Source organism: Methylobacterium sp. E-066 (assembly GCF_022829635.1).
In the GTDB taxonomy this organism is placed as follows: Bacteria; Pseudomonadota; Alphaproteobacteria; order Rhizobiales; family Beijerinckiaceae; genus Methylobacterium.
Genome location: NZ_JAKSYO010000163.1, coordinates 1 through 19,812, shown reverse-complemented (window position 1 = coordinate 19,812; position 19,812 = coordinate 1). Strand labels below are relative to the sequence as shown.

Genomic DNA, 19,812 nt, shown 5'->3' with positions numbered 1-19,812 from the left:
GCTAAGAGCGCGCCGTATCCTGAACCCCAGCAGCGCGAGCTAGCACGCAGAGCCTCGGCCTGTCGCGCCGGCTCGCGATCCGAGACCGCAGCCATGACCGCCGAGAGCTTCGCGCCGAAATCCGACTTCCTGCGGATCCTGACCGAGCGCGGCTACATTCACCAGACTTCGGACCTCGCCGGGATCGACGCCGCGGCGCTCGAAGGGCGGCTCACCACCTATGTCGGCTACGATTGCACGGCGGCCTCGCTCCACGTCGGGCATCTGCTGTCGATCATGATGCTGCACTGGCTGCAGGCCACCGGGGGCAAGCCGATCGCCCTGATGGGCGGCGGCACCACCCGGGTCGGCGACCCGTCCGGCCGCGACGAGACCCGCAAGATCCTCACCGTCGAGCAGATCGACGCCAACAAGGCCGAGATCCGCAAGACTTTCGACCGGTTCCTGCGCTTCGGCGAGGGCGCGGGCGACGCCGTGATGGTCGACAACGCCGAGTGGCTGACCAAGCTCAACTACATCGAGATGCTGCGCGACATCGGCCGCCACTTCTCGGTAAACCGCATGCTGTCGATGGACAGCGTCCGCCTGCGCCTTGAGCGCGACCAGGAACTCTCGTTCCTGGAATTCAACTACATGATCCTGCAATCCTACGACTTCGTGGAGCTGAACCGCCGCTACGGCTGCGTCCTGCAGATGGGCGGCTCGGACCAGTGGGGCAACATCGTCAACGGCATCGATCTCGGCCGGCGCATGGGCACGCCCCAGCTCTACGCCCTGACCTGCCCGCTGCTGACAACGTCCTCCGGCGCCAAGATGGGCAAGACCGCCGCCGGCGCCATCTGGCTCAATCCGGACATGCTCAAGCCGTACGATTACTGGCAGTTCTGGCGCAACACCGAGGATGCGGACGTGGCCCGCTTCCTCAAGCTGTTCACGCTGTTGCCGATGGACGAGGTCGCGCGGCTCGCGGCGCTCGCCGGCTCCGAGATCAATGCGGCCAAGACCGTGCTCGCCACTGAGGCCACGGCGCTGATGCACGGCCGCGAGGCCGCCGAGGCCGCCGCGGAGACCGCGCGGAAGACGTTTGTCGAGGGGACGCTCGCCGCCGACCTGCCGAGCGTCACCGTGCCTGCCGCGATCCTGGAAGCGGGGCTTGGCGTGCTCACTGCGTTCGGGCCGGAAATCGCCAAGCTCGTCCCCTCGACCAGCGAGGCGCGGCGCCAGATCAAGGGTGGCGGTCTCCGGGTCAACGACGCCGCCGTGACGGACGAGAAGGCGGTGCTGACGCCGGCGGACCTAACCCAAGACGGGGTGATCAAACTGTCCTTCGGCAAGAAGCGACACGTGCTGCTGCGAGCTGAGTAGGGTTCGCTACGTGCGCATTCTGGCAAGGTACGCTTTCGTCCCATCGAACGAGGCTAAAAAAAGCCGGGGCTGATTTTGTGCCCCCGCATCGCGCAGGCAGATCGGGCGTCAAGAAAGCACGCCATACGCTTGGGACCTCGAGAGTTTCGCAGGCGCTCGAGCATCCACATTGTCATCCCGGGGCCGCGAAGCGGAGCCCGGGATCCATAACTGCCGACAGCTCAAGCACTTGCACCGTCGGCGGATCTGGATTCCGGGCTCGCCTGCGGCGCCCCGGAATGACAAGGTGATCATTCTCGCTATTGTGGCGTCGCCGGCAAACGACTGCGTGTTTTCAGCCCGAAATTCGAGGAAGCACGTCTCGCCTCGACAATCGTTGCCGAAGGCGAGATCCTTACGGATCCAACCCTTCCGCCGCTCGTCGCGCCGCGCGCAGCTTCTCCACCCGGGCCACGGAGAACACCGAGGCCTCGTAGAGAATCAGCATCGGTAAGGCGAGCGAGAGCTGCGAGATGACGTCCGGCGGCGTCAGCACAGCCGCGACGACGAAGACCAGCACGATCGCGTAGCGGCGCTTCTCGCGCAGGAAGGCGGCGTCGATGATGCCGATCTGGCCGAGAAGGGTCAGGATCACCGGCAGCTGGAATGCGATGCCGAAGGCGAAGATCAGCGTCATGATCAGCGAGAGATACTCGTCGACCTTGGGCAACAGCTTGATCGTCGGCTCGCCATCGACGCCGACCTGCTGCAGCGACACCGAGAATTTTATCAAGAGCGGCATCGCCAGGAAGAACACCACCAGCGCGCCAAGGACGAAAAAAATCGGCGTGGCCACCAGGTAGGGCAGGAACGCCTTGCGCTCGTTGCGGTAGAGGCCCGGCGCCACGAAGGCATAGATCTGCGTGGCGATCACCGGGAAGGCCAGGAACGCGGCGCCGAACACGCTGAGCTTGATGTTGGTGAAGACCTGCTCGAGGAAATGCGTCGCGATCAGCTCGGCATTCTGCACGCCCACGATCGAGACGTAGGGGTAGACCAGGATGTTGTAGATGTCGCGCGAGAAGAAGAAGCAGCAGAAGAACATCGCCACGAAGGCGATCAGCGACTTGATCAGCCGCGACCGCAATTCGATCAGGTGTTCGAGCAGCGGCGCCCGGGACGCTTCGATCTCGGCCTCGTCGGCGTCGCTGATCATCGGGCAGTGGCGCCGTTCTTCGGGTCCATGGGGGTGTCGTGCGTCGCAGGCGGCTCGGGCGGGGGCCCGTAGGGATCGTCCACCGAGCCCGGGATCGGTAGCGGTGCTTCGGGCGGGGCGGCGTGCTGGAGCGGATCGGCGTGCGCGGCCGGCTCAGCGACCGCTGGCGCATCCTCGGTGCTCGGTGGCGCGGCGGCGTCCTGCTCGGCCTTGAGCTGCGCGGTGGCGTCGGCGAGCGAACGCGTGTCCGGCGCCGGCTTCTCGGGGCCGAGGGCCTCGGATCCCTGCCGGGCGGCGACCCGGCCCTCGACGGCACCCTTCAACTCGTCCCGGATCGTCTGGACCGGGTTGAAGCCGGTGCTCGTCGAGCGGACGGTGTTGCGGATACCGTCGACCTCTTTGCGAACCTCGTCGAGTTCGGCCTCGCGGATCGCCTCGTTGAACTGCATCTGAAACTCGCCGGCCATGCGGCGCAGCTTCGTGGTGATCTGCCCGACGGTGCGCAGCGCCTTCGGGAGATCCTTCGGCCCGATGACGATGAGGGCGACGCCGCCGATCAGCATCACCTCGCCCCAACTCATGTCCAGCATGTCGTCGACGGTCCTGCTGCCCTGGGAGCCGGACCCGAGTCCGAACCCCCGTCAGGCTCTACACCACAGCGCGCGCCCTGCCAGTCTCTCAGATCGGCTTGCGTTCGCCGCCCGGCAGATGACTCGCGGGAACCGCGGTTCCGGGGCTGGTCTCGGCGGTGTGCGGGATGGTGCGGACTGGCTCGCTCGGCGGCGCGACCGGCTGGCTCGCCGGAGGGGTCTCGTCCTCAGCCATGCCCTTCTTGAACGCCTTGATGCCTTTGGCGACGTCGCCCATCAGGTCGGAGACCTTGCCGCGTCCGAACAGCAGCATGACGATGACGGCAACGATGACCCAGTGCCAGATACTCATGCTGCCCATGGCAACCTCCTGCGTGCGTCCACCTGCCTGCGCCCACCTGTGGGAGCGTGACGCTACGACCGGTTGAAGATTTCCGGGCGAACCTAGGGATCGCACCGCCTGAACACAAGCAGAGGCGGGTGCAGGGGCGGTGGAAGGCCGCGGATCAGGCCGCGGTGGCGAGCGCCGCGGCGAACCGGGCGCGGGCCTCGGGCACGTCGATCCCGTCATCGGCGCGGTCGAGACGCGCCAGCGCGGCGGCGGCCCGCCGGGCGGCCTCACCCGCCAGAGCCGGGGCGGCTTCGGCGACGGCGCGCATTTCATCCATCGCGCCGTTGCAATGCAGCCCGATATCGATGCCCGCCGCGAAGGCGGCCTGCGTCCGGTCGCGGAACGTGCCGGTGAGCGCGTGCATGGACAGGTCGTCGGTCATCAACAGGCCTTCGAAGCCGATGGCGCCGCGGATCACGTCGCGGATGACGGCGGACGACTGGGTGGCCGGGCGATCCGGGTCGATCGCGGTGAAGACGACATGCGCGCTCATCGCCATCGGCAGGTCGGCCAGCGCCCGGAACGGCCGGAAATCCTGGGCGGACAGGGCCTCGCGGGTCGCCTCGACCACCGGCAGGCCGTGATGGCTGTCGCAGGCGGCGCGGCCGTGGCCGGGGACATGCTTCATCACCGGCAGGACACCGCCAGCGATCAGGCCCTCGGCCACGGCGCGGCCGATCTCGGCCACCGAATCCGGGTTCGAGCCGTAGGCCCGGTCGCCGATGATGTCGTGCGATCCGGGTGCCGGCACGTCGAGGACGGGGGCGCAATCGACGTTGATGCCGACCTCGGCCAGATCGTGCGCCATCAGGCGGGCACCGAGCCGGGCGATCGCGGTGGCGCTGCCGTTCAGCCGGCCGTAGCGACCGCCCGCCGGATAGGCCGGCCAGTGCGGCGGCCCCATCCGCTGAACACGGCCGCCCTCCTGGTCGATCAGGATCGGCGCGGCGTCGGAGCCCAGGCAATCGCGCAGCGACGCGGTGAGCACACGCACCTCGTCCGGCGTGCCGATGTTGCGCTTGAACAGGATGAAGCCCCAGGGCCGCACGTCCCGGAAGAAGGCGGCCTCCTCGGCGGAGAGCGTCTTGCCGGCGCAGCCGAGGATCAGGGCACGGGCGGTCATTCGGATTTCTCGGTGGCCACGCGGGTGCGGCGAGGAAACGGCAGGTCCGGCGAATCGGTGCCGGCAGAGTCGGGCGGGAAATGGGAGCCGGCAAGGCGAAACCGCGTGCCTGGCCCATCTGAGCCATAAAGAGGGACGGGGTGTGGCGGGCGGGACTCGCGTCTTCCGTTCAAGTCCTCCCCCTCCCCGCTCGGTGCGATGTTCTCACGGCGCCTGGCGGAGGCCGCGACGCGCCCCCTCTCCCGTGCGGGAGAGGGTTGGGGTGAGGGATCAGGTTTCTCCGGAAAAGTCTCGCCCCTCACCCTGTCCCTCTCCCGCACGGGAGAGGGGACCCGAGCCTCATCCGGACAACTTCGATTCCAGTAGCCCGCTCGGGAAGGGGCGCCACGGTTGCCTGACTACCGCTGCCTCAGTTCTTCGCGACGAAGCACTGGCCGCCCTCGCCCTGCAGGGCTGTGCACAGGCTCGCGGCTTCATTCTTGGCCAGCGGCCCGACGCGGACGCGGAAGATCGTCTTGCCGTTGACCTCCGCCTGCCGGATCAGCTCGGGCTTGCCGGCGAGCTCGCTGTACTTGGCCTGCATCTGCTTGAGCGCGGCCTTCGCCTCGGCGGCGCTGCCGCGCACCCCGAGCTGGACCGAGAACCCGCCGACCGAACCGGTCTTCACGGTGTCATCGACGGCCTCCGGCGCGTCCGGGGCGGGCGTCGTCACGGAGGCAACCCGCTGGGCGGCTTTCGGCGGCGGCTTCACGGCGACGGGCTTCACCGGGGCGGCCTCGACCGGTGTGGCCGACGGGGGGGCCTGGACCGGCTCCGGCGCGGGCGGTGGCAGCGCCGCGGCGGCCTGACGGCCGGGCCGGGCCTTCGGCTGCTGCGGCGGCTCGTCGGTGGGCAGGACCATGGTGGGGATCGGGGCGGGACCGGCCTCAGCCTGCGCCTCGCGCTGGACCGGCGCGGGCGGGGCCTCCGGCTTCACCGCCACGGTGCGGACCCGGCGCGGCTCGCCGAACGCCTCGAACGGGCCGTTGCCCGGCGTGGTGCCGCTCTGCGCCCCGCCGGCGGGGCCGGTGCCCTGCGCGGCGCGGGCCGCCTCGGCCACGTCGATCGGCTGTTCCTCGCGGTTGACGATCTTGATCTGGCCGTCCTTGGCCTTGCCCTTGTTGTTGTCGTAGATCTGCCGGTTCTGGTCCGGGATCTCGACGCCGTCGGCGACCTTCGGGGCGACCTTGAGGGGCGTGGAATCAGCCTGGACGACGGGCACGCCGCCGCCGCTGTCCGTCCCATGCAGGCCCTTGTAGGTGAGCGCGCCGGTGACGGCGACGGCGACGATCGCGATGCCGGCCCCCACGGAGGCGAGGCGCCGGCGCGGGTTCACCCGACGCAGCGAGCGGCCGTCCTCGTACTCGGCGGCTGCCGGATCCTGAGCCTCCGCGCCGTAGGGCGCCGGCTCCTCGTGCGTGTCGCGCTCCACCGAGGCGAGGTATTGGTCGAAGGCGTCGGCGGGGTTCGGCTTGGCCGGCTCCGGGGCGAAGCTCGGCTCGACCCGGCCATCCCAGGCGGCCTGCGGCTGCGCGGTGGCGACGCCGCGCATCTCGTCCCGTACCGCCAGCAGCGCCCGGAACGGGTCGTCCTGCCCGACGATCCGCGCCAACTCGGCCAGCGGGTCGGGCTTGGCGCCGCCCGCGGCGCCACGCGCCTGCTCCTGACGCAGATCGCGCGCGAGGGCGTCCAGATCGACCTGAGCGCGCGAAGCGTTCGTCATGGCAGCATCCTCACATCACGGCCGGTCACCGGCCCGATGGTCATCGAGCCTATCGCATCTCGTCCGGCGCGGTCACACCGAGCACTGCGAGGCCGGCCGCGAGGGTACTCCGAAGAGCCTCGACGAGCGCCAGCCGCGCCCAGGTCGACTTTCGGTCGGTTGCATTAACAAACCGTAATTGCGGCAAGTCTTTGCCCTTGTTCCATAAAGTATGAAGCCCGGCCGCCGTTTCATAGAGGTGGAACGCGATTCGATGCGGCTCGTGCGCCAGCGCCGCCGATTCCAGCACGCGGGGATATTGGGCGATCAGCCGCATCACCTCGATCTCACCCGGATCGCTCAGAAGGCCGAAATCGGCCTCGCGCAGCAGCGCCGTGGCGGACAGGTCCGCCCCGGGGAACGCCTCGCGCGCCTGCCGCTGCACCGAGCGGACGCGGGCATGGGCATACTGGACGTAGAAGACTGGGTTGTCCTTCGACTGCTCGACCACCTTGGCGAGGTCGAAATCGAGCGTCGCGTCGTTCTTCCGATAGAGCATCATGAACCGGATCGCGTCGCGGCCGACCTCGTCGATCACGTCGCGCAGGGTCACGAACTCGCCGGCCCGCTTCGACATCTTCACGGGCTCGCCCGCGCGCAACAGCCGCACCAGCTGGCAGAGCTTCACGTCCAGGACAGCCTGGCCGTCGCTGACAGCCTTCACAGCCGCCTGCATGCGCTTGACGTAGCCGCCATGGTCGGCGCCGAGCACGTCGATCAGTTCGGTGGCTCCCGCCAGATACTTCGCGCGGTGATAGGCGATGTCCGAGGCGAAGTAGGTGTAGGAGCCATCCGACTTGAGCAGCGGCCGGTCGGTGTCGTCCCCGAAATCCTTGGTGCGGAACAGCGTCTGCTCGCGGTCCTCCCAATCCTCGGGCAGCTGGCCCTTGGGCGGCGGCAGGCGGCCCTCGTAGACGAGGCCCTTCTCGCGCAGTTCCTGGAGGAGTGCCTTCACGGCACCGCTCTGAAGAAGCGTCCGCTCGGAGAAGAACACGTCATGCCGGATGCCGATCGCCTCGAGATCGGACCGGATCATGTCCATCATCATGCCGAGCGCGACTTCGCGGACCACCGGCAGCCATTCGGCCTCCGGCTGGTCGAGGAGTGTGCGGCCGTGGCTCTCTGTGAGCTTGGCGCCGACGGGCTTGAGGTAGTCGCCCGGATAGAGACCCTCCGCGATCGCGAAGGGCTCGCCCAGGGCCTCGCGGTAGCGCTGGTAGGCGGAGCGGGCCAGGACATCGACCTGGGCGCCGGCGTCGTTGATGTAATATTCGCGCGTCACCTGCCGCCCGGCTGCGACCAGGAGATTGCACAGGGCGTCGCCGAACACCGCGCCGCGGCCATGCCCGACATGCATCGGCCCGGTCGGATTGGCCGAGACGTACTCGACGTTGATCGGGCCGCCCTGCAGCTGCGCGCGGCCGAACCGCTCCGGTTCCGCGAGCGCGCTGCGGATCACGTCGTGGAAGATTCCCGGGGCCAGGCGCAGGTTGATGAAGCCCGGGCCGGCGACGCTGGCCTCGAGGATCCGCGGATCGGCGCGCAGCTCGGCGGCCAGCGCCTCGCCGAGCGCCTTCGGGTTGGTGCGCGCTTCCTTCGCCAGGACCAGCGCAGCGTTGGTTGCGAGGTCACCGTGCGCGGTGTCACGCGGCGGCTCGACGACGACGCGGCCGAGGTCGAGGCCCTCCGGCAGCTGGCCGGCGCGGGTCAGGGCCTCCACGGCCTCGCGCACGCGCGCCTCGAACAGGGCGAAGATGTTCATCGGTCTCGGTCTCGCTCGTGCGGGGGATGCTGCCGCCCGGCCGTCTCGGCCTGCGCCCGCTCGGAGCCGTCTAGCAAGGGGGCGGGAGGGTGTCACGGCGCGGCAGCGGTGGCGGGCCGTCAAGCGCCGCAAGCCGGCATTAACCGCGCCGAAAAACGAATCCGCATTCGATCGAATGAGGGCAGTTTATCCCCACGCGATGACTACCGAAGCCTAGCAGAGCATCTTGTCTTGGCCCGCGCGAGTCTATGTGATCGCTGCGATCGCAAAATTCTCGATCTCGGAGATCTTCATGAAGACCTTGATGATGGTGGGCGCGGCGCTCTGCGCGGTGGTTCTGGCGACGCCGGCTGCCGAGGCACGCGGCTTCCGGGGTGGCGGCTTCCACGGCGGTTACGGCGGCTATCATGGTGGCTTCGCCGGGCGCGGGGGTTACGGCCGCGGCTACGGATATGGTCGCGGCTACGGATACCGCGGCGGCTACGGCCGCGGCCTCGGCTACGGGCTGGCCGGCGCCGGAATCGGCCTGGGCCTCGGTCTCGCGGCCGGCAGCCTCTCCGGCGGATACGGCTATGGCGGGGGCGGTTACGGCTATGGCTATCCCGCCGCCTACGGCGGCTACGATTACGCCTACCCGGCCGCTTATGGCGGCGGGTACGGCGGATACGGATCCGGCTGCTACGGCAGCTTCACCTGCGGTTGCGGCTGCTGATTGCGAAAAAACCCCTCGCCGGACCTCAGGGTTCGGTGAGGGGAAGGCCCCGGCTCGGCAATTCCCAGTAGAGATCGGGCGTGGTCGCGTAGAGCTTGCGATGGGCCAGCACCGCGTAGGTGTCAGTCATGCCGGCGATGTAGTCGGCGACCCGCCGGGCGATGCGGCCCTCCGAGGCGTCCGCCAGCCCGGCGCTCCATTCCTCCGGCATCTGCGACGGCGCGGCCGTGAAGGCTGCGAACAGGTCGTTGACGATCGCGTCCGCCTTCTTGCGCACGGCGACCACCCCCGGGTGCCGGTACATCCGCGCCCAGAGGAAGCGCATGATCTCCGCATCAGCCTCCACGATTGCCGGCGAGAACACGATGACCGGTTCAGCCGCGTGACGGATCTCCTCAACGCTCTTCGGATCTAGCGCGGCGATGCGGCGGCCGCCTTCGCGGATCACGTCCTCCACGAACCGGGTGATCACCCGCCGGGCGAGTTCATGGATCACCCGGGACGGTTCGAGGCCCGGATGCAGCCGGTCGATCTCGTCGAGCAGATCGGCCAGGAACGGGACCGCGCGGAGTTCCGGAATGTCGAACAGGCCGGCGCGCAGGCCGTCGTCGAGATCGTGAGCCGCGTAGGCGATGTCGTCGGCGAGCGACGCCGCCTGCGCCTCCGGGCCGGCCTGGCTCCACAGGTCCAGCGGGTTCAGGGCATCATATTCGAGGATCGCGGCCGGGATGCCGCGCTCGACGTAGCGCGCGGTCGGCTGCCCATCCCGGTCGAGCAGTGGGCCGTTATGCTTGACCAGCCCCTCCAGGGTTTCCCAGGCGAGGTTGAGGCCGTCGAATCCGGCGTAGCGCCGTTCAAGCCGGGTGACGATCCGCAGGGCCTGGGCGTTGTGGTCGAACCCGCCATGGGCCGCCATGCAGGCGTCGAGGGCATCCTCGCCGGTATGCCCGAAGCAGGTATGGCCGAGGTCGTGGCTCAGCGCCAACGCCTCCGCCAGGTCTTCGTCGAGCCCCAGGGCGCGGGCGAGCGCCCGGGCGATCTGGCTGACCTCCAGGGTGTGGGTCAGGCGCGTGCGGTAATGGTCGCCCTCGTGATGCACGAAGACCTGCGTCTTGTGCTTCAGGCGGCGAAACGCCGTCGAATGGATGATCCGGTCCCGGTCGCGCTGGAAATCGCTGCGCGTCGGCGAGGATGCTTCGGCGATCAGCCGTCCGCGGGTCCGGGCCGGATCGGTGGCGTAGGCCGCCCGCCAGCGCTCACCGTTGGGACGCACGGCGTCCATTCTCGATCTCGCGCAGCCTGATCATGACCCCTCCCCGCCCGGCGCGTTGCGGCGCGGGCCTCGAACCCATATCTTGTGGGCCGAGGCGGGCTCGGCAACGGCCGGGCGACGCCATCCACCGGACACTTGCGTGGCCAGAGCTACAATGGCTGAGATCACCCTGACCCCCCGCGCCGCCAAGCGCATCAACGAGATCATGGGCGCGGAGCCCCCGGGCTCGTCGCTGCGCATCAGCGTCAATGGCGGCGGCTGCTCCGGATTTTCCTACGCGTTCGACATCGCCCGGTCCCGGGAAGACCAGGACTTTGCGATCGAGCGCGACGGCGCCACCGTGATCGTCGATCCGGTCTCGCTGGAATACATGTCCGGCTCGACCATCGACTTCGTCAACGACCTGATCGGCCAATCCTTCAAGATCGAGAACCCGCTGGCGACCGCCTCCTGCGGCTGCGGCACCTCGTTCTCACTCTGATCGGCCGCGGCGGTCCCGCTTCCCCGGGGCCGTTGCGCGTCTACGACACTGGAGTCGGCTCAGGGCCCCTGCGTCGCATGTTCAATTGCTTCGACCGGTAAAACGCGGCACCCATGCGGTGACCCCGCCTGAGCCGTGATCCGGACCATCCCATGATCCATCCGAAGGCCCGATCCCGCCTCCGGTCGGCTTTGGCCGCGACCTGCGCCTTCGCCTGTCTCGCCGGGATGGGGTTGCCCGCCCCGCTGGCAGCCCAGGAAGGCGCCGCCGCGGTCCAGGACGTGACGGTCACGGACGTCATGCTGCCGCTGGGCGGCACGCTGCTCCGGGCGCCGAAGCTGACGGCGAGCGGCACGCGCCTCTCCAAGGACGAACTGGCGGCGATCCTGAAGTCGGATTCCTCCGAACCCTGGGAGGCGCGGTTGGCGCGCCTCGACGCCGGCAGCCTGACCATCCCGGTTCTGACGTCCGAACATGCAGGCCCCGGCGACGACCGCCAGACCGTGACCTATCGCGACGTGGTCGCCCGGGACGTGAAATCCGGCCGCGTCCGGGAGCTGACCGCTGCGGGCGCGACGATGAGCGCTGCGGCCGGCCCGAACCGCGGCAACGGCACCTACGGCCAGATCCGGGCGACCGATCTGGACCTCACCGCGCTGAGCCGGCTCTACACCGTCCCGGGCGACGGCAAGGGGCCGGTGCAAAAAGTCTACGGCACGATCCAGGTCGCGGACGTGACCTATTCCGATGTGCGCGGCACCACCGTGAAGATCGCGCGCCTCGACGGCCGCGACCTCGGCGGACGGCAGATTCCAGATGGCTGGAACGGCGCCTTCGAGATCGTGGCCGCGGGCTTCCAGCCGCCCCACGACCGGCGGACCTTCGCGGCGGCGGCCGGCGACCTGATCGAGGCGACTGCCCTCGGCAGCCTCGACATGCAGGGTCTGAGCGTCAGCAACGCCGATCCGCAGGGGCCGGTCCTGTTCGAGATCGGACGGGCGACCTACGCCGCCGCCGGCCCGGACTCCGGCACCGTCCTGGAGAACATAACCCTGTCGCGCGGCAGCCTGCGCGCGCATCTCGGGCGCTTGGCGCTGACGAACGTCTCGCTGGCCCCGACGATCGCGGCCCTGCGCAGTTTCGCCGCCGAACCCGAGACCCGGCCCGGCTTCAGCGACGCCGAGATGCGCCGCCTGACGCCGGCCTTGGGCGGCCTGACCCTGGCCGACCTGAGCATCGACCTGCCGCCCGACGCCGAGCTTCCGAAGCCCCCGCCGCAGGATCCGCGCCCCGCGGCCCGCGGGCCCGCGCCGGGCAAGGCGGCCCCGGCCAAGCCCGTTGATGCCAAGGCGCCGGAGGCGAAGCCCGGCGACCCGCTCGCGGTCACGATCACGCCGGCGCCCACCCGTCGGGTCGCCCTGCGCGAGGCCGCCTTGTCGTTCGGGCCACCGCAGGACGGCTTGCCGAGTGCAAGCCGCCTCACTCTCTCCGGCCTGAGCCTGCCGGCGGATCTCGTGGCCGATGCTCCCATCGTCGGTGCGCTGCCGGCCTACGGCTACCGCGATCTCGACCTCGATCTCGTGGCCGACGCAGCTCTGGACGGGAAGGCGCGCGACCTGACGCTGCGGGAAGTCACCGTTTCGGGCCGCGACATCGGCACGATCCGGCTGGCCGGCACGCTGGGCGGCTTCGGCCCGGAATTGTTCAACGGAACCCTGCCGGCCACCACGATGCTGATGTTCACGGGCAGCGCGAAGACACTCGATCTGACGGTCGAGAATGCCGGGCTGTTCGAGCGTTTCCTCACCGCCCAGTCGAAGGATCTGAGCCTCAAGCCGGACGAGCTGCGCAAGGAGTACGTCACCGCCAGCCTGCTCGGCGTCCCGGTCATTCTGGGCAACACCGCAGCCGCCAAGGGCATCGGTGCAGCGATGGGGCAGTTCGTGATGAAGCCCGGCAAGCTCGTGCTGCACGCCAAGTCCAAGGAGCCCGCCGGCATCGGCTTCATCGATATCGGCGCGGCCCGCTCGCCGGCGGCGCTTCTCGAGCGGCTCGACGTGGACGCCAAGGCGAACTGAGCCCTCGAAAAGAGCCGCCTGCTGCCTTTCAGGGGGCGCCGGCTATTCCGCGATGATCCCGGGATGCTGCGCCGCCAGCGCGGCCCGGGTCGCCTCGGCCCAGGTGCGGTCGCGCTGCCCGCGCGGGCGGTCGAGGGGCACATCCGCCATGAGGGTCGCGGGCCGCTTCGAGACCAGCAGCAGCCGATCGGCGATGCCGATCGCCTCGGCAACGTTGTGGGTCACCATCAGGACGCTCATCCCGGCAGAATCGACCGTGTCGACCACCAGCCCGCGCAGCTCGGCGGCGGCGGCATCGTCCAGGGACACGAACGGCTCGTCGAGCACCAGCACGCGCGGGTCGTCGGCGAGCGCCCGGGCGAGGGCCACCCGCCGCTGCATCCCGAGCGACAGGGCCTTCGGGTAGCTGCCGCGCCAGGGCGTGAGGCCGAGCCGCGTGAACAGGGTGCCGAGGTCGCGTCCGCGCCGGGCCCGCGGCAGCCCCAGCCGGACATTGTGCTCGACGCTCCGCCAGGGCAGCAGCCGCGGCTCTTGAAACACCATGCCGGCCTGATCGGCTCCGGAAACGCGGCCCTCGAAATCGGGGTCGAGGCCCAGCAGGATGCGCAAGGTCGTGGTCTTTCCCGCGCCCGACGGCCCGATCAGGCAGACGATCTCGCCGGCTCCAACCCCGAAGGCCAGGTTGCGGACCGCCTCCACCGGCTCGGTGCGCTTGGACCGATAGACCTTCGCGGCGATCGCGACCTGGAGGACGGGTTCAGCGCCAGCGGCGGACATGGGCTTCGAGCCGCTGCAGGAGGAGAACGTCGATGCCGATCATCACGGCCATGAACACGAGGCTGTATCCGATGATTGCGGCCACGTCGGTGCTCTGGACGAAGTAGTAGTTGATCGCGAAGCCGACCCCGTCGGGGCGTCCGAGCAGCTCGACCACCAGTACGATCTTCCAGGCGAGCGACAGGCCAGAACGGGCCGCCGTGACCACGTAGGGCTGAAGCTGTGGCACCAGCACGTCCAGCGCCCAGGTGCGCCGGTCGAACCGGTAGGCCCGAGCCATCTCGTCGAGGCCGGGATCGAGGTTGCGCGCGCCCTCGCGCACGATCACCGCGACGTTCGGCAGCTTGTTGAGCACCACCGCCAGGATCGCGGCTGTCTCGGTCAGCCCGACCCAGACATAGGCCAGCACGGTGATGACGAGGGCCGGGGTGTTGAGCAGGACGAGGAGCGGCGTGTCGAGGGTCAGGTCGGCGGCCTTCGAGCGCCCGAGGGCGACGCCCAGCAGGATGCCCAGCACCATCGCCACCGCGAAGGAGATCGCCACCCGCAGCAGCGTGATCCCGACATTGTGCGTGAGGTCGCCGCGCTCGGCCTCCTGGATGATGAAGCGCAAAACCGCCATCGGGGCCGGCAGCAGGCGCGACCCGGCCTCCAGCGCGGCGAATTGCCAGGCGGCGATGAGCACGGCGAGGGACGCGATACGGGTCAGCGCGCCCATGCGGTCCCGGCGATCCGGAGCCACGACACTGGAGGCAGCCTGACGGGCCGCTCAACCATTGCGGCCGCTGTCGTAGTACAGGTCCGGCGGCAGCCCGGCGCCCTTGCCGACGAGGCGGGGGCCGCCGAGGCGGGACATCACGGCGTAGAGCGTCTCGGCATCGGTGCGCTCCGCCGCCACCGGGCGGCGCGGGATGCCGGAGAGGAAGTCGCGCTTGAGCGCCTCGAAGGTCGCGTCGTTCTCGGCCGCCATCAGCGGGCGCACGATCTCCCAGGTGCTGGGATCGGCCGCCAGCATCTCCTTGGCGGCCCGGGACGCCCGCGCGAAACCGGCCACCGCCTCGGGCTTCTCCTTCACGGTCACGTCCTGGAACAGGTAGCCGATCAGGGAGACGTCGCCGGCGACGCCCAGCGCGTGCATGATGTCCTCGGCGCCGACCAGCCGGCGGAAGCCCTTGGCCTCAAGCCGTGCGCAATAGGTCCAGTAGGTCAGCGCCGCGTCGAGGGCGCCCTGCTCCAGCTTCAGGGTGATCAGCGGCGGCGCGCCGTAGGCGATCTCGGTGGCGTGCTCCAGGTCGATGCCGGCGGCGTCCTTGGCCTGGGCCCGCAGGAGCAGCCAGTTCTTGTCGAGCGGGCCGCCGGCGACGCCGAAGCGCTTGCCGTCTAGATCCTTCAGGCTCTTGATCGGGCTGTCGGCCGGCACCATCACGGCGCCTTCCGAGGTCGAGTACGGGATGAAGCGCACTGCCTGGCCGTCGTTGCCCAGCCGCGCTGCCCAGAGCAGGTCTCCGATGATCGTATCGACCTGCCCGCCGATGAAGCTGATCCGCGCCGCGTCGTTGCCGGCGAGCTTGACCGCGTCGAGCTGGAAGCCGTTGGCGGTATCGAGGCCGCGGGCCTTGATCACCGCCGCCTCCCAGGTCGAGGTGCCGAAGGGCAGGCTTCCGAGGCGGATCACCGGCACGTCCGCCCGCGCTGCCCGCAGGCCGAGGCCGCCGAGCAGGCCGCCGGCGAGCATTGCGCGCCGTGACAGCATCACGCCTTCTCCCATCGTATTGCGCGGTCTTCGGAGATCGCAGACTTGGGCGTGGACTTGTCCTGACGCCATTGGAAAAAGGTCATAGGGCTCGCGCGGCACGCCGTCCACCGCGGCGAATTCCCCTGCCCGCTTGCGCGCTGCCAGTGCCGCGGGCACCCTATTTTCCCGACGCCGCTACGAGAAGGACGAGGCAAATGAGCGAACAACGCGAGGGCGTTCTGGACGAGGCGGCGGTGGAGGCACGGCTGAAGGCCGAACTGCCGCAATGGCGGCTGGAGGAGGGCTGGATCCGCCGCACCTACAAGACGGCGGGCTGGAAGGGCACGCTCATGGTGATCAACACGGTCGGCCATCTCGCCGAGGCCGCCTGGCACCATCCCGACATCACCGCGTCCTATGCCTGGGTCGAGGTGCGGCTGATGAACCACGCGGCCAAGGGCATCACCGACAAGGATTTTGCCCTCGCCAAGAAGATCGAGGAGGTCGTGTCCTGGCAGCCTGCCCTGGAGGGACAGGGTCTCGACGGCACGCCGTCCGATCCGCGCTTCGCCTACATCAAGTACGACAAGTAGCGGCGCCCGGAGCCGCCCGGTCACTGCGGCTCCTTCACCCGGCGGCACTCGGTCTTGAGGTAGGCGGACTTGCCGATCTCCTCCCGCCGCTCGGTGCGGGCGATGATCTCCTGCCAGCCTGTGGCGCAGCCAAGTTCGTTGGCGACGCGGACCTTGCGCACCTCCAGCGCCTCGGCATCGGTGCAGGCCTCCTGGGCGAGACCGTTGGCGCAGACCAGGACGACGGCGATGAAGGCGTTCATGCGGGCGGTATTCCTCGGATCACGCCCCGCTTACGCGCGGAGAAGGTCCAGAGTTTCCGACCGCGGCGCGACCTGCGCGCCGGGATGATTCACGGTCGGCCCGCCCTGAGGGGGCGGAGGGGCGGGCCGACCGCTCATCGCAGCGTGGCGCCACGCTGCGATCGGTGTGGCTGTTCGCTCAGGCGCCCTGCGCCGGAACCGGGTCACGGCTCTCAAGCCGGATCCGGTAGCAGCCGACATAGAGGGCGGGCAGGAACAGCAGCGTCAGGAATGTAGCCGCCAAAATACCGCCGATCATCGCGAAGGCCATGGGCCCCCAGAACACCTCGCGGGCGATCGGGATCAGGCCGAGGCTCGCCGCGGCGGCGGTGAGCAGGATCGGCCGCATCCGGTGGTGGGTCGCCTCGTAGACCGCATCCCAGGGCGCCATCCCCTCGGCCCGGAACTCCTCGATCTGGCTCACCAGGATCACGGCGTTGCGGATGATGATGCCGATCAGAGCCAGGATGCCGAGGATCGCCACGAAGCCCATCGGCTTGTCGAACAGCAGCAGGGCCGGGACGACGCCGATCAGCCCGAGGGGCGCCACTGTGAAGACCAGCAGCATCCGGCCGACGCTCTGGAGCTGAACCATCAGCAGCAGCGCCATGGTGAGCAGCATCACCGGGACCACCGCGGCGATCGGGCCCTGGCCCTTGGCCGATTCCTCGACGGCGCCGCCGGTCTCCAGCGTGTAGCCCTCGGGCAGCGCCTTCGCGAAGGCGTCGATGCCGGGCTGAAGGGCCGTCACGATGGTGGCCGGCTGGGTGGTGTCGCGGATCGTGGCGCGCACCGTCACGGTCGCGAGCCGGTTCCGGCGCCAGACGATCGGCTGCTCGAGGTCGTAGCCGATCCGCGCGAAGGACAGCAGCGGCACCACGGAGCCGTTGGCGAGGCCGACCTGCAGGGATTGCAGGGTGTCGAGCGACGAGCGTTCGGCGGCCCGCGCCCGCCCGACGACGTTCACGAGGTAGATCGAGTCCCGCACCTGCGTGATCGCCTGGCCGCCCTCGATACCGTTGAGGATGCCGGCGATGTCCTGGCTGGTCACGCCGAGCTGGCGCGCCTTGTCCTGAAGAATCTCGACCCGCAGCACCTTGCCGGGCTCGTTCCAGTCGAAGGTCGGCACGTCGAGGCGGCGGTCGGTGGCGACCACGTTGGCTAGGTCGAGGGCGAGGCGGCGGACGGTCTCCATGTTCGCCCCGCTCAGCCGGTACTGGACCGGTCGGCCCACCGGCGGCCCGAGGCTCAGCGGCTGCACCAGCACGTCGGTGCCGACGAAGTCGCGCTTTCCGATCGCCTGGAGGCGAGCCATGACCTGATCCCGGATCTCCAGGGATTTCGTGACGACGACGATCTGCCCGTAGAAGGCGTTGGAGAGCTGCTGGTCGAGGGGCAGATAGAAGCGCACCGCGCCCTGGCCGACATAGGATGACCAGCTCGTCACGTCCGGATCGTCCTTCAGCTTCGCCTCGAACCGGTCCATCTGCGCCTTGGTCTCGGCGATGGTGGCGTTCTGCGGCAGCGTCAGGTCGACCAGCACTTCGGAGCGGTCCGAGGACGGGAAGAATTGCTGCTGGACGTGGCTCATCCCGACGATCGCCGTAGCCATCAGGGCGAGGCAGAGCACGACCGTGGTCCAGCGCCACGCCATGGCGAGCTTGAGCACCGCCAGGAACAGCCGGGTCAGGAACCCGCGCTTCTCGGCGTGATGCTTGACGGTCTTCGGCAGCAGCGTGACGCCGATCAGCGGGGCGAACAGCACCGCCACCACCCAGGAGACCAGCAGAGCGGCGGCCAGGACCACGAACAGCGAGTAGGTGTACTCGCCCGCCCCCGAGCCGTTGAAGCCGATCGGCAGGAAGCCCGCCACCGTCACCAGGGTACCGGTCAGCATCGGGAACGCCGTCGACGTGTAGGCGAAGGTCGCGGCCTTGCGCAGCGTATCGCCCTGTTCCAGCCGGGCGACCATCATCTCGACCGTGATCATGGCGTCGTCGACCAGAAGGCCCAGCGCGATGATCAGGGCGCCGAGCGAGATGCGCTGCAGCGTCACGTCCATCATTTGCATCACGACGAAGACGATCGCGAGCACGAGGGGAATCGAGACCGAGACCACCAGCCCGGCCCGGACGCCGAGGCTCACGAAGCTGACGGCGAGCACGATCACCACCGCCTCGACCAGCGCCTCGGTGAAGCCGCCGACCGCGTGCTCGACCTGCTTGGGCTGATCCGAGATCAGGTGAACGCCCACGCCCACCGGCAGCGTCGCCTCGATCCGCCGCATCTGCGCCTTCAGGGCCTCGCCGAAATGCAGCAGGTTGGCGCCGGGCCGCATGGCGATGGCGAGGCCGATGGCCGGCTCGCCGTTGACCCGGAACATCGGGGCGGGCGGATCCTCGTTGCCGCGACTGATGTCGGCGATGTCGGCCAGCCGGAAGAAGCGGTCGTTGACGCGCAGGTTCACGTCCTGAAGCGAGGCTTCCGAGGTGAAGGAGCCGCTGACCCGCAGGGAGACGCGCTCCGGCCCAGCCTGCACCACGCCCGAGGCCGAGACCGCGTTCTGGGCCTGCAGGGCCTTGATCAGCGCCTGGAAGTCGATGCCGTAGCCGGCAAGCTTGCGGGTCGAGAAGTCGAGGTAGATCGTCTCCGCCTGGGTGCCGATCAGCTGGGTCTTGCCGATGTCGGGCACCCGCAGGACCTCGGTGCGCACGCCCTCGACGTAGTCGCGCAGCTGCCGGTAGGTCAGGCCGTCGGCGGTGAAGGCGTAGATGTTGCCGTAGACGTCGCCGAACTCGTCGTTGAAGAACGGGCCCTGCACGCCGTCCGGGAACTGGCCCTTGATGTCACCCAGCCGCTTGCGGACCTGGTAGAAGGCCGGCTGCACGTCGGACTTCTTCAGGGTATCGCGGAACTGCACGAACACCGTCGAGGAGCCCGGCGTCGTGTAGCTGCGGACGTAATCCAGGCCGTTGAGCTGCTGCAGCTCCTTCTCGATCCGGTCGGTGACCTGATCGATCGTGTCCTTGATCGTGGCGCCCGGCCAGGTCGTCTGCACGACCACGGTCTTGATCGTGAACGGCGGATCCTCCTCGCGGCCGAGGCGGCTATAGGCCATCACGCCGGCAACCAGCGCGACCGCCATCAGGAACCAGACGAACGAGCGATGCCCGAGCGCCCAGTCGGAGAGATTGAAATCCTTCACGGGAAGCCCTCGTCCGACCGGCTCAACGGGCGTCGTCGGTCAGGCGCACGGCCTGGCCTTCGCGCAGGGTGTGGACGCCCGCGACCACGATCCGCTCGCCCGGTTCAAGACCGTCGCTGATGGCGACGCGCCCGCCCTCGACCGCTTCCGTGGTGGAGGCCGGCGTCACGTCGCGGCGCGTCACCGCCTTGCCGTCCGCGGCGACGATCCAGACCGAGCGGCGCTCGCCGTCTCGAAGCAGCGCGGAGTCCGGCAGGAGGAAGCGGCGCGGGACCTTGCGCATGAGCGACACGTCGATGGTCGCGCCGAGGCGGAAGGCCGGGCCGGGATCTTCCAGGGTGATGCGGATGCGTCGGGAGCGCGTCCCGGCCTCGGCGAGCGGCGCGATCTCCCGGACGCGGCCCTTGGCCGTTAGCTCCGGCGCGCTCTGGAGCAACACGGTGAACACGC

At 69.3% G+C, this 19,812-nt stretch carries 18 protein-coding genes; 5 read left to right on the top strand and 13 right to left on the bottom strand.

From position 1 onward, the window contains the following. Nucleotides 1-93 precede the first annotated feature (93 nt). Complete coding sequence (gene tyrS, locus MKL20_RS22005) at nucleotides 94-1,365, top strand: tyrosine--tRNA ligase (protein ID WP_244038449.1); 1,272 nt, start codon at nucleotides 94-96, stop codon at nucleotides 1,363-1,365. 394 nt (nucleotides 1,366-1,759) lie between these two features. Here tyrS and tatC read toward each other — a convergent pair whose 3' ends face one another. From tatC to argS, 6 genes are all read right to left on the bottom strand, one after another. Next, nucleotides 1,760-2,560: a twin-arginine translocase subunit TatC gene (tatC, locus tag MKL20_RS22000; protein ID WP_243972628.1), complete on the bottom strand. Its 801-nt coding sequence runs from the start codon at nucleotides 2,558-2,560 to the stop codon at nucleotides 1,760-1,762. After that, on the bottom strand, nucleotides 2,557-3,150 hold the full coding sequence (gene tatB / locus MKL20_RS21995) for a Sec-independent protein translocase protein TatB (RefSeq protein ID WP_244038448.1): 594 nt from the start codon (nucleotides 3,148-3,150) through the stop codon (nucleotides 2,557-2,559). The genes tatC and tatB overlap by 4 nt, the downstream gene beginning before the upstream one ends. 88 nt (nucleotides 3,151-3,238) lie before the next feature. After that, a complete protein-coding gene (locus MKL20_RS21990; protein ID WP_244038447.1) occupies nucleotides 3,239-3,511 on the bottom strand; it encodes a twin-arginine translocase TatA/TatE family subunit in 273 nt (90 codons plus the stop codon). A gap of 145 nt (nucleotides 3,512-3,656) precedes the next feature. Further along, entirely contained in the window at nucleotides 3,657-4,664 is a 1,008-nt protein-coding gene (nagZ, locus tag MKL20_RS21985; protein WP_244038446.1) for a beta-N-acetylhexosaminidase, read from the bottom strand. 409 nt (nucleotides 4,665-5,073) lie between these two features. Next, complete coding sequence (locus tag MKL20_RS21980) at nucleotides 5,074-6,426, bottom strand: SPOR domain-containing protein (RefSeq protein WP_244038445.1); 1,353 nt, start codon at nucleotides 6,424-6,426, stop codon at nucleotides 5,074-5,076. A 49-nt stretch (nucleotides 6,427-6,475) separates the two neighbouring features. Next, nucleotides 6,476-8,227, bottom strand: a complete 1,752-nt coding sequence (gene argS, locus MKL20_RS21975) for an arginine--tRNA ligase (RefSeq protein ID WP_244038444.1) — start codon at nucleotides 8,225-8,227, stop codon at nucleotides 6,476-6,478. A 292-nt stretch (nucleotides 8,228-8,519) separates the two neighbouring features. Here argS and MKL20_RS21970 point away from each other — a divergent pair, with 292 nt between their 5' ends. Next, nucleotides 8,520-8,939 (top strand): hypothetical protein, encoded by a 420-nt coding sequence (locus MKL20_RS21970; protein WP_244038443.1) that lies wholly within the window; start codon nucleotides 8,520-8,522, stop codon nucleotides 8,937-8,939. Nucleotides 8,940-8,964: 25 nt separating this feature from the next. On the opposite strand, the gene MKL20_RS21965 is transcribed toward MKL20_RS21970, so the two are convergent. Beyond that, on the bottom strand, nucleotides 8,965-10,221 hold the full coding sequence (locus tag MKL20_RS21965; protein ID WP_244038442.1) for a deoxyguanosinetriphosphate triphosphohydrolase: 1,257 nt from the start codon (nucleotides 10,219-10,221) through the stop codon (nucleotides 8,965-8,967). A 145-nt stretch (nucleotides 10,222-10,366) separates the two neighbouring features. On the opposite strand from MKL20_RS21965, the gene MKL20_RS21960 reads away from it, so the two are divergent. Continuing rightward, a complete protein-coding gene (locus tag MKL20_RS21960; RefSeq protein WP_243972640.1) occupies nucleotides 10,367-10,693 on the top strand; it encodes a HesB/IscA family protein in 327 nt (108 codons plus the stop codon). Between the two features lie 152 nt (nucleotides 10,694-10,845). Continuing rightward, nucleotides 10,846-12,771 (top strand): hypothetical protein, encoded by a 1,926-nt coding sequence (locus tag MKL20_RS21955; protein ID WP_244038441.1) that lies wholly within the window; start codon nucleotides 10,846-10,848, stop codon nucleotides 12,769-12,771. 42 nt (nucleotides 12,772-12,813) lie between these two features. Here MKL20_RS21955 and MKL20_RS21950 read toward each other — a convergent pair whose 3' ends face one another. Genes MKL20_RS21950 through MKL20_RS21940 form a run of 3 tightly spaced genes read right to left on the bottom strand, consistent with a single transcriptional unit; the run spans nucleotide 12,814 to nucleotide 15,301 of the window. Then, nucleotides 12,814-13,548 carry an ABC transporter ATP-binding protein gene (locus MKL20_RS21950; RefSeq protein WP_244038440.1) on the bottom strand — a complete coding sequence of 245 codons (735 nt, stop codon included), beginning with the start codon at nucleotides 13,546-13,548 and terminating at the stop codon, nucleotides 12,814-12,816. Then, entirely contained in the window at nucleotides 13,529-14,266 is a 738-nt protein-coding gene (locus tag MKL20_RS21945) for an ABC transporter permease (protein WP_244038439.1), read from the bottom strand. Before MKL20_RS21945 ends, MKL20_RS21950 begins: the two co-directional genes overlap by 20 nt. Before the next feature lie 51 nt (nucleotides 14,267-14,317). Continuing rightward, a complete protein-coding gene (locus tag MKL20_RS21940) occupies nucleotides 14,318-15,301 on the bottom strand; it encodes an ABC transporter substrate-binding protein (RefSeq protein ID WP_243972647.1) in 984 nt (327 codons plus the stop codon). A 197-nt stretch (nucleotides 15,302-15,498) separates the two neighbouring features. On the opposite strand from MKL20_RS21940, the gene MKL20_RS21935 reads away from it, so the two are divergent. Beyond that, on the top strand, nucleotides 15,499-15,876 hold the full coding sequence (locus tag MKL20_RS21935) for a 4a-hydroxytetrahydrobiopterin dehydratase (RefSeq protein ID WP_244038438.1): 378 nt from the start codon (nucleotides 15,499-15,501) through the stop codon (nucleotides 15,874-15,876). A 20-nt stretch (nucleotides 15,877-15,896) separates the two neighbouring features. Here MKL20_RS21935 and MKL20_RS21930 read toward each other — a convergent pair whose 3' ends face one another. The 3 genes from MKL20_RS21930 to MKL20_RS21920 all read right to left on the bottom strand — a co-directional run. Beyond that, a complete protein-coding gene (locus tag MKL20_RS21930; RefSeq protein ID WP_058194421.1) occupies nucleotides 15,897-16,118 on the bottom strand; it encodes a hypothetical protein in 222 nt (73 codons plus the stop codon). A 178-nt stretch (nucleotides 16,119-16,296) separates the two neighbouring features. Further along, nucleotides 16,297-19,362, bottom strand: a complete 3,066-nt coding sequence (locus tag MKL20_RS21925) for an efflux RND transporter permease subunit (protein ID WP_244038437.1) — start codon at nucleotides 19,360-19,362, stop codon at nucleotides 16,297-16,299. A gap of 22 nt (nucleotides 19,363-19,384) precedes the next feature. Further along, the coding region (locus tag MKL20_RS21920) for an efflux RND transporter periplasmic adaptor subunit (protein WP_409568181.1) at nucleotides 19,385-19,812 on the bottom strand (428 nt) is incomplete at its 5' end.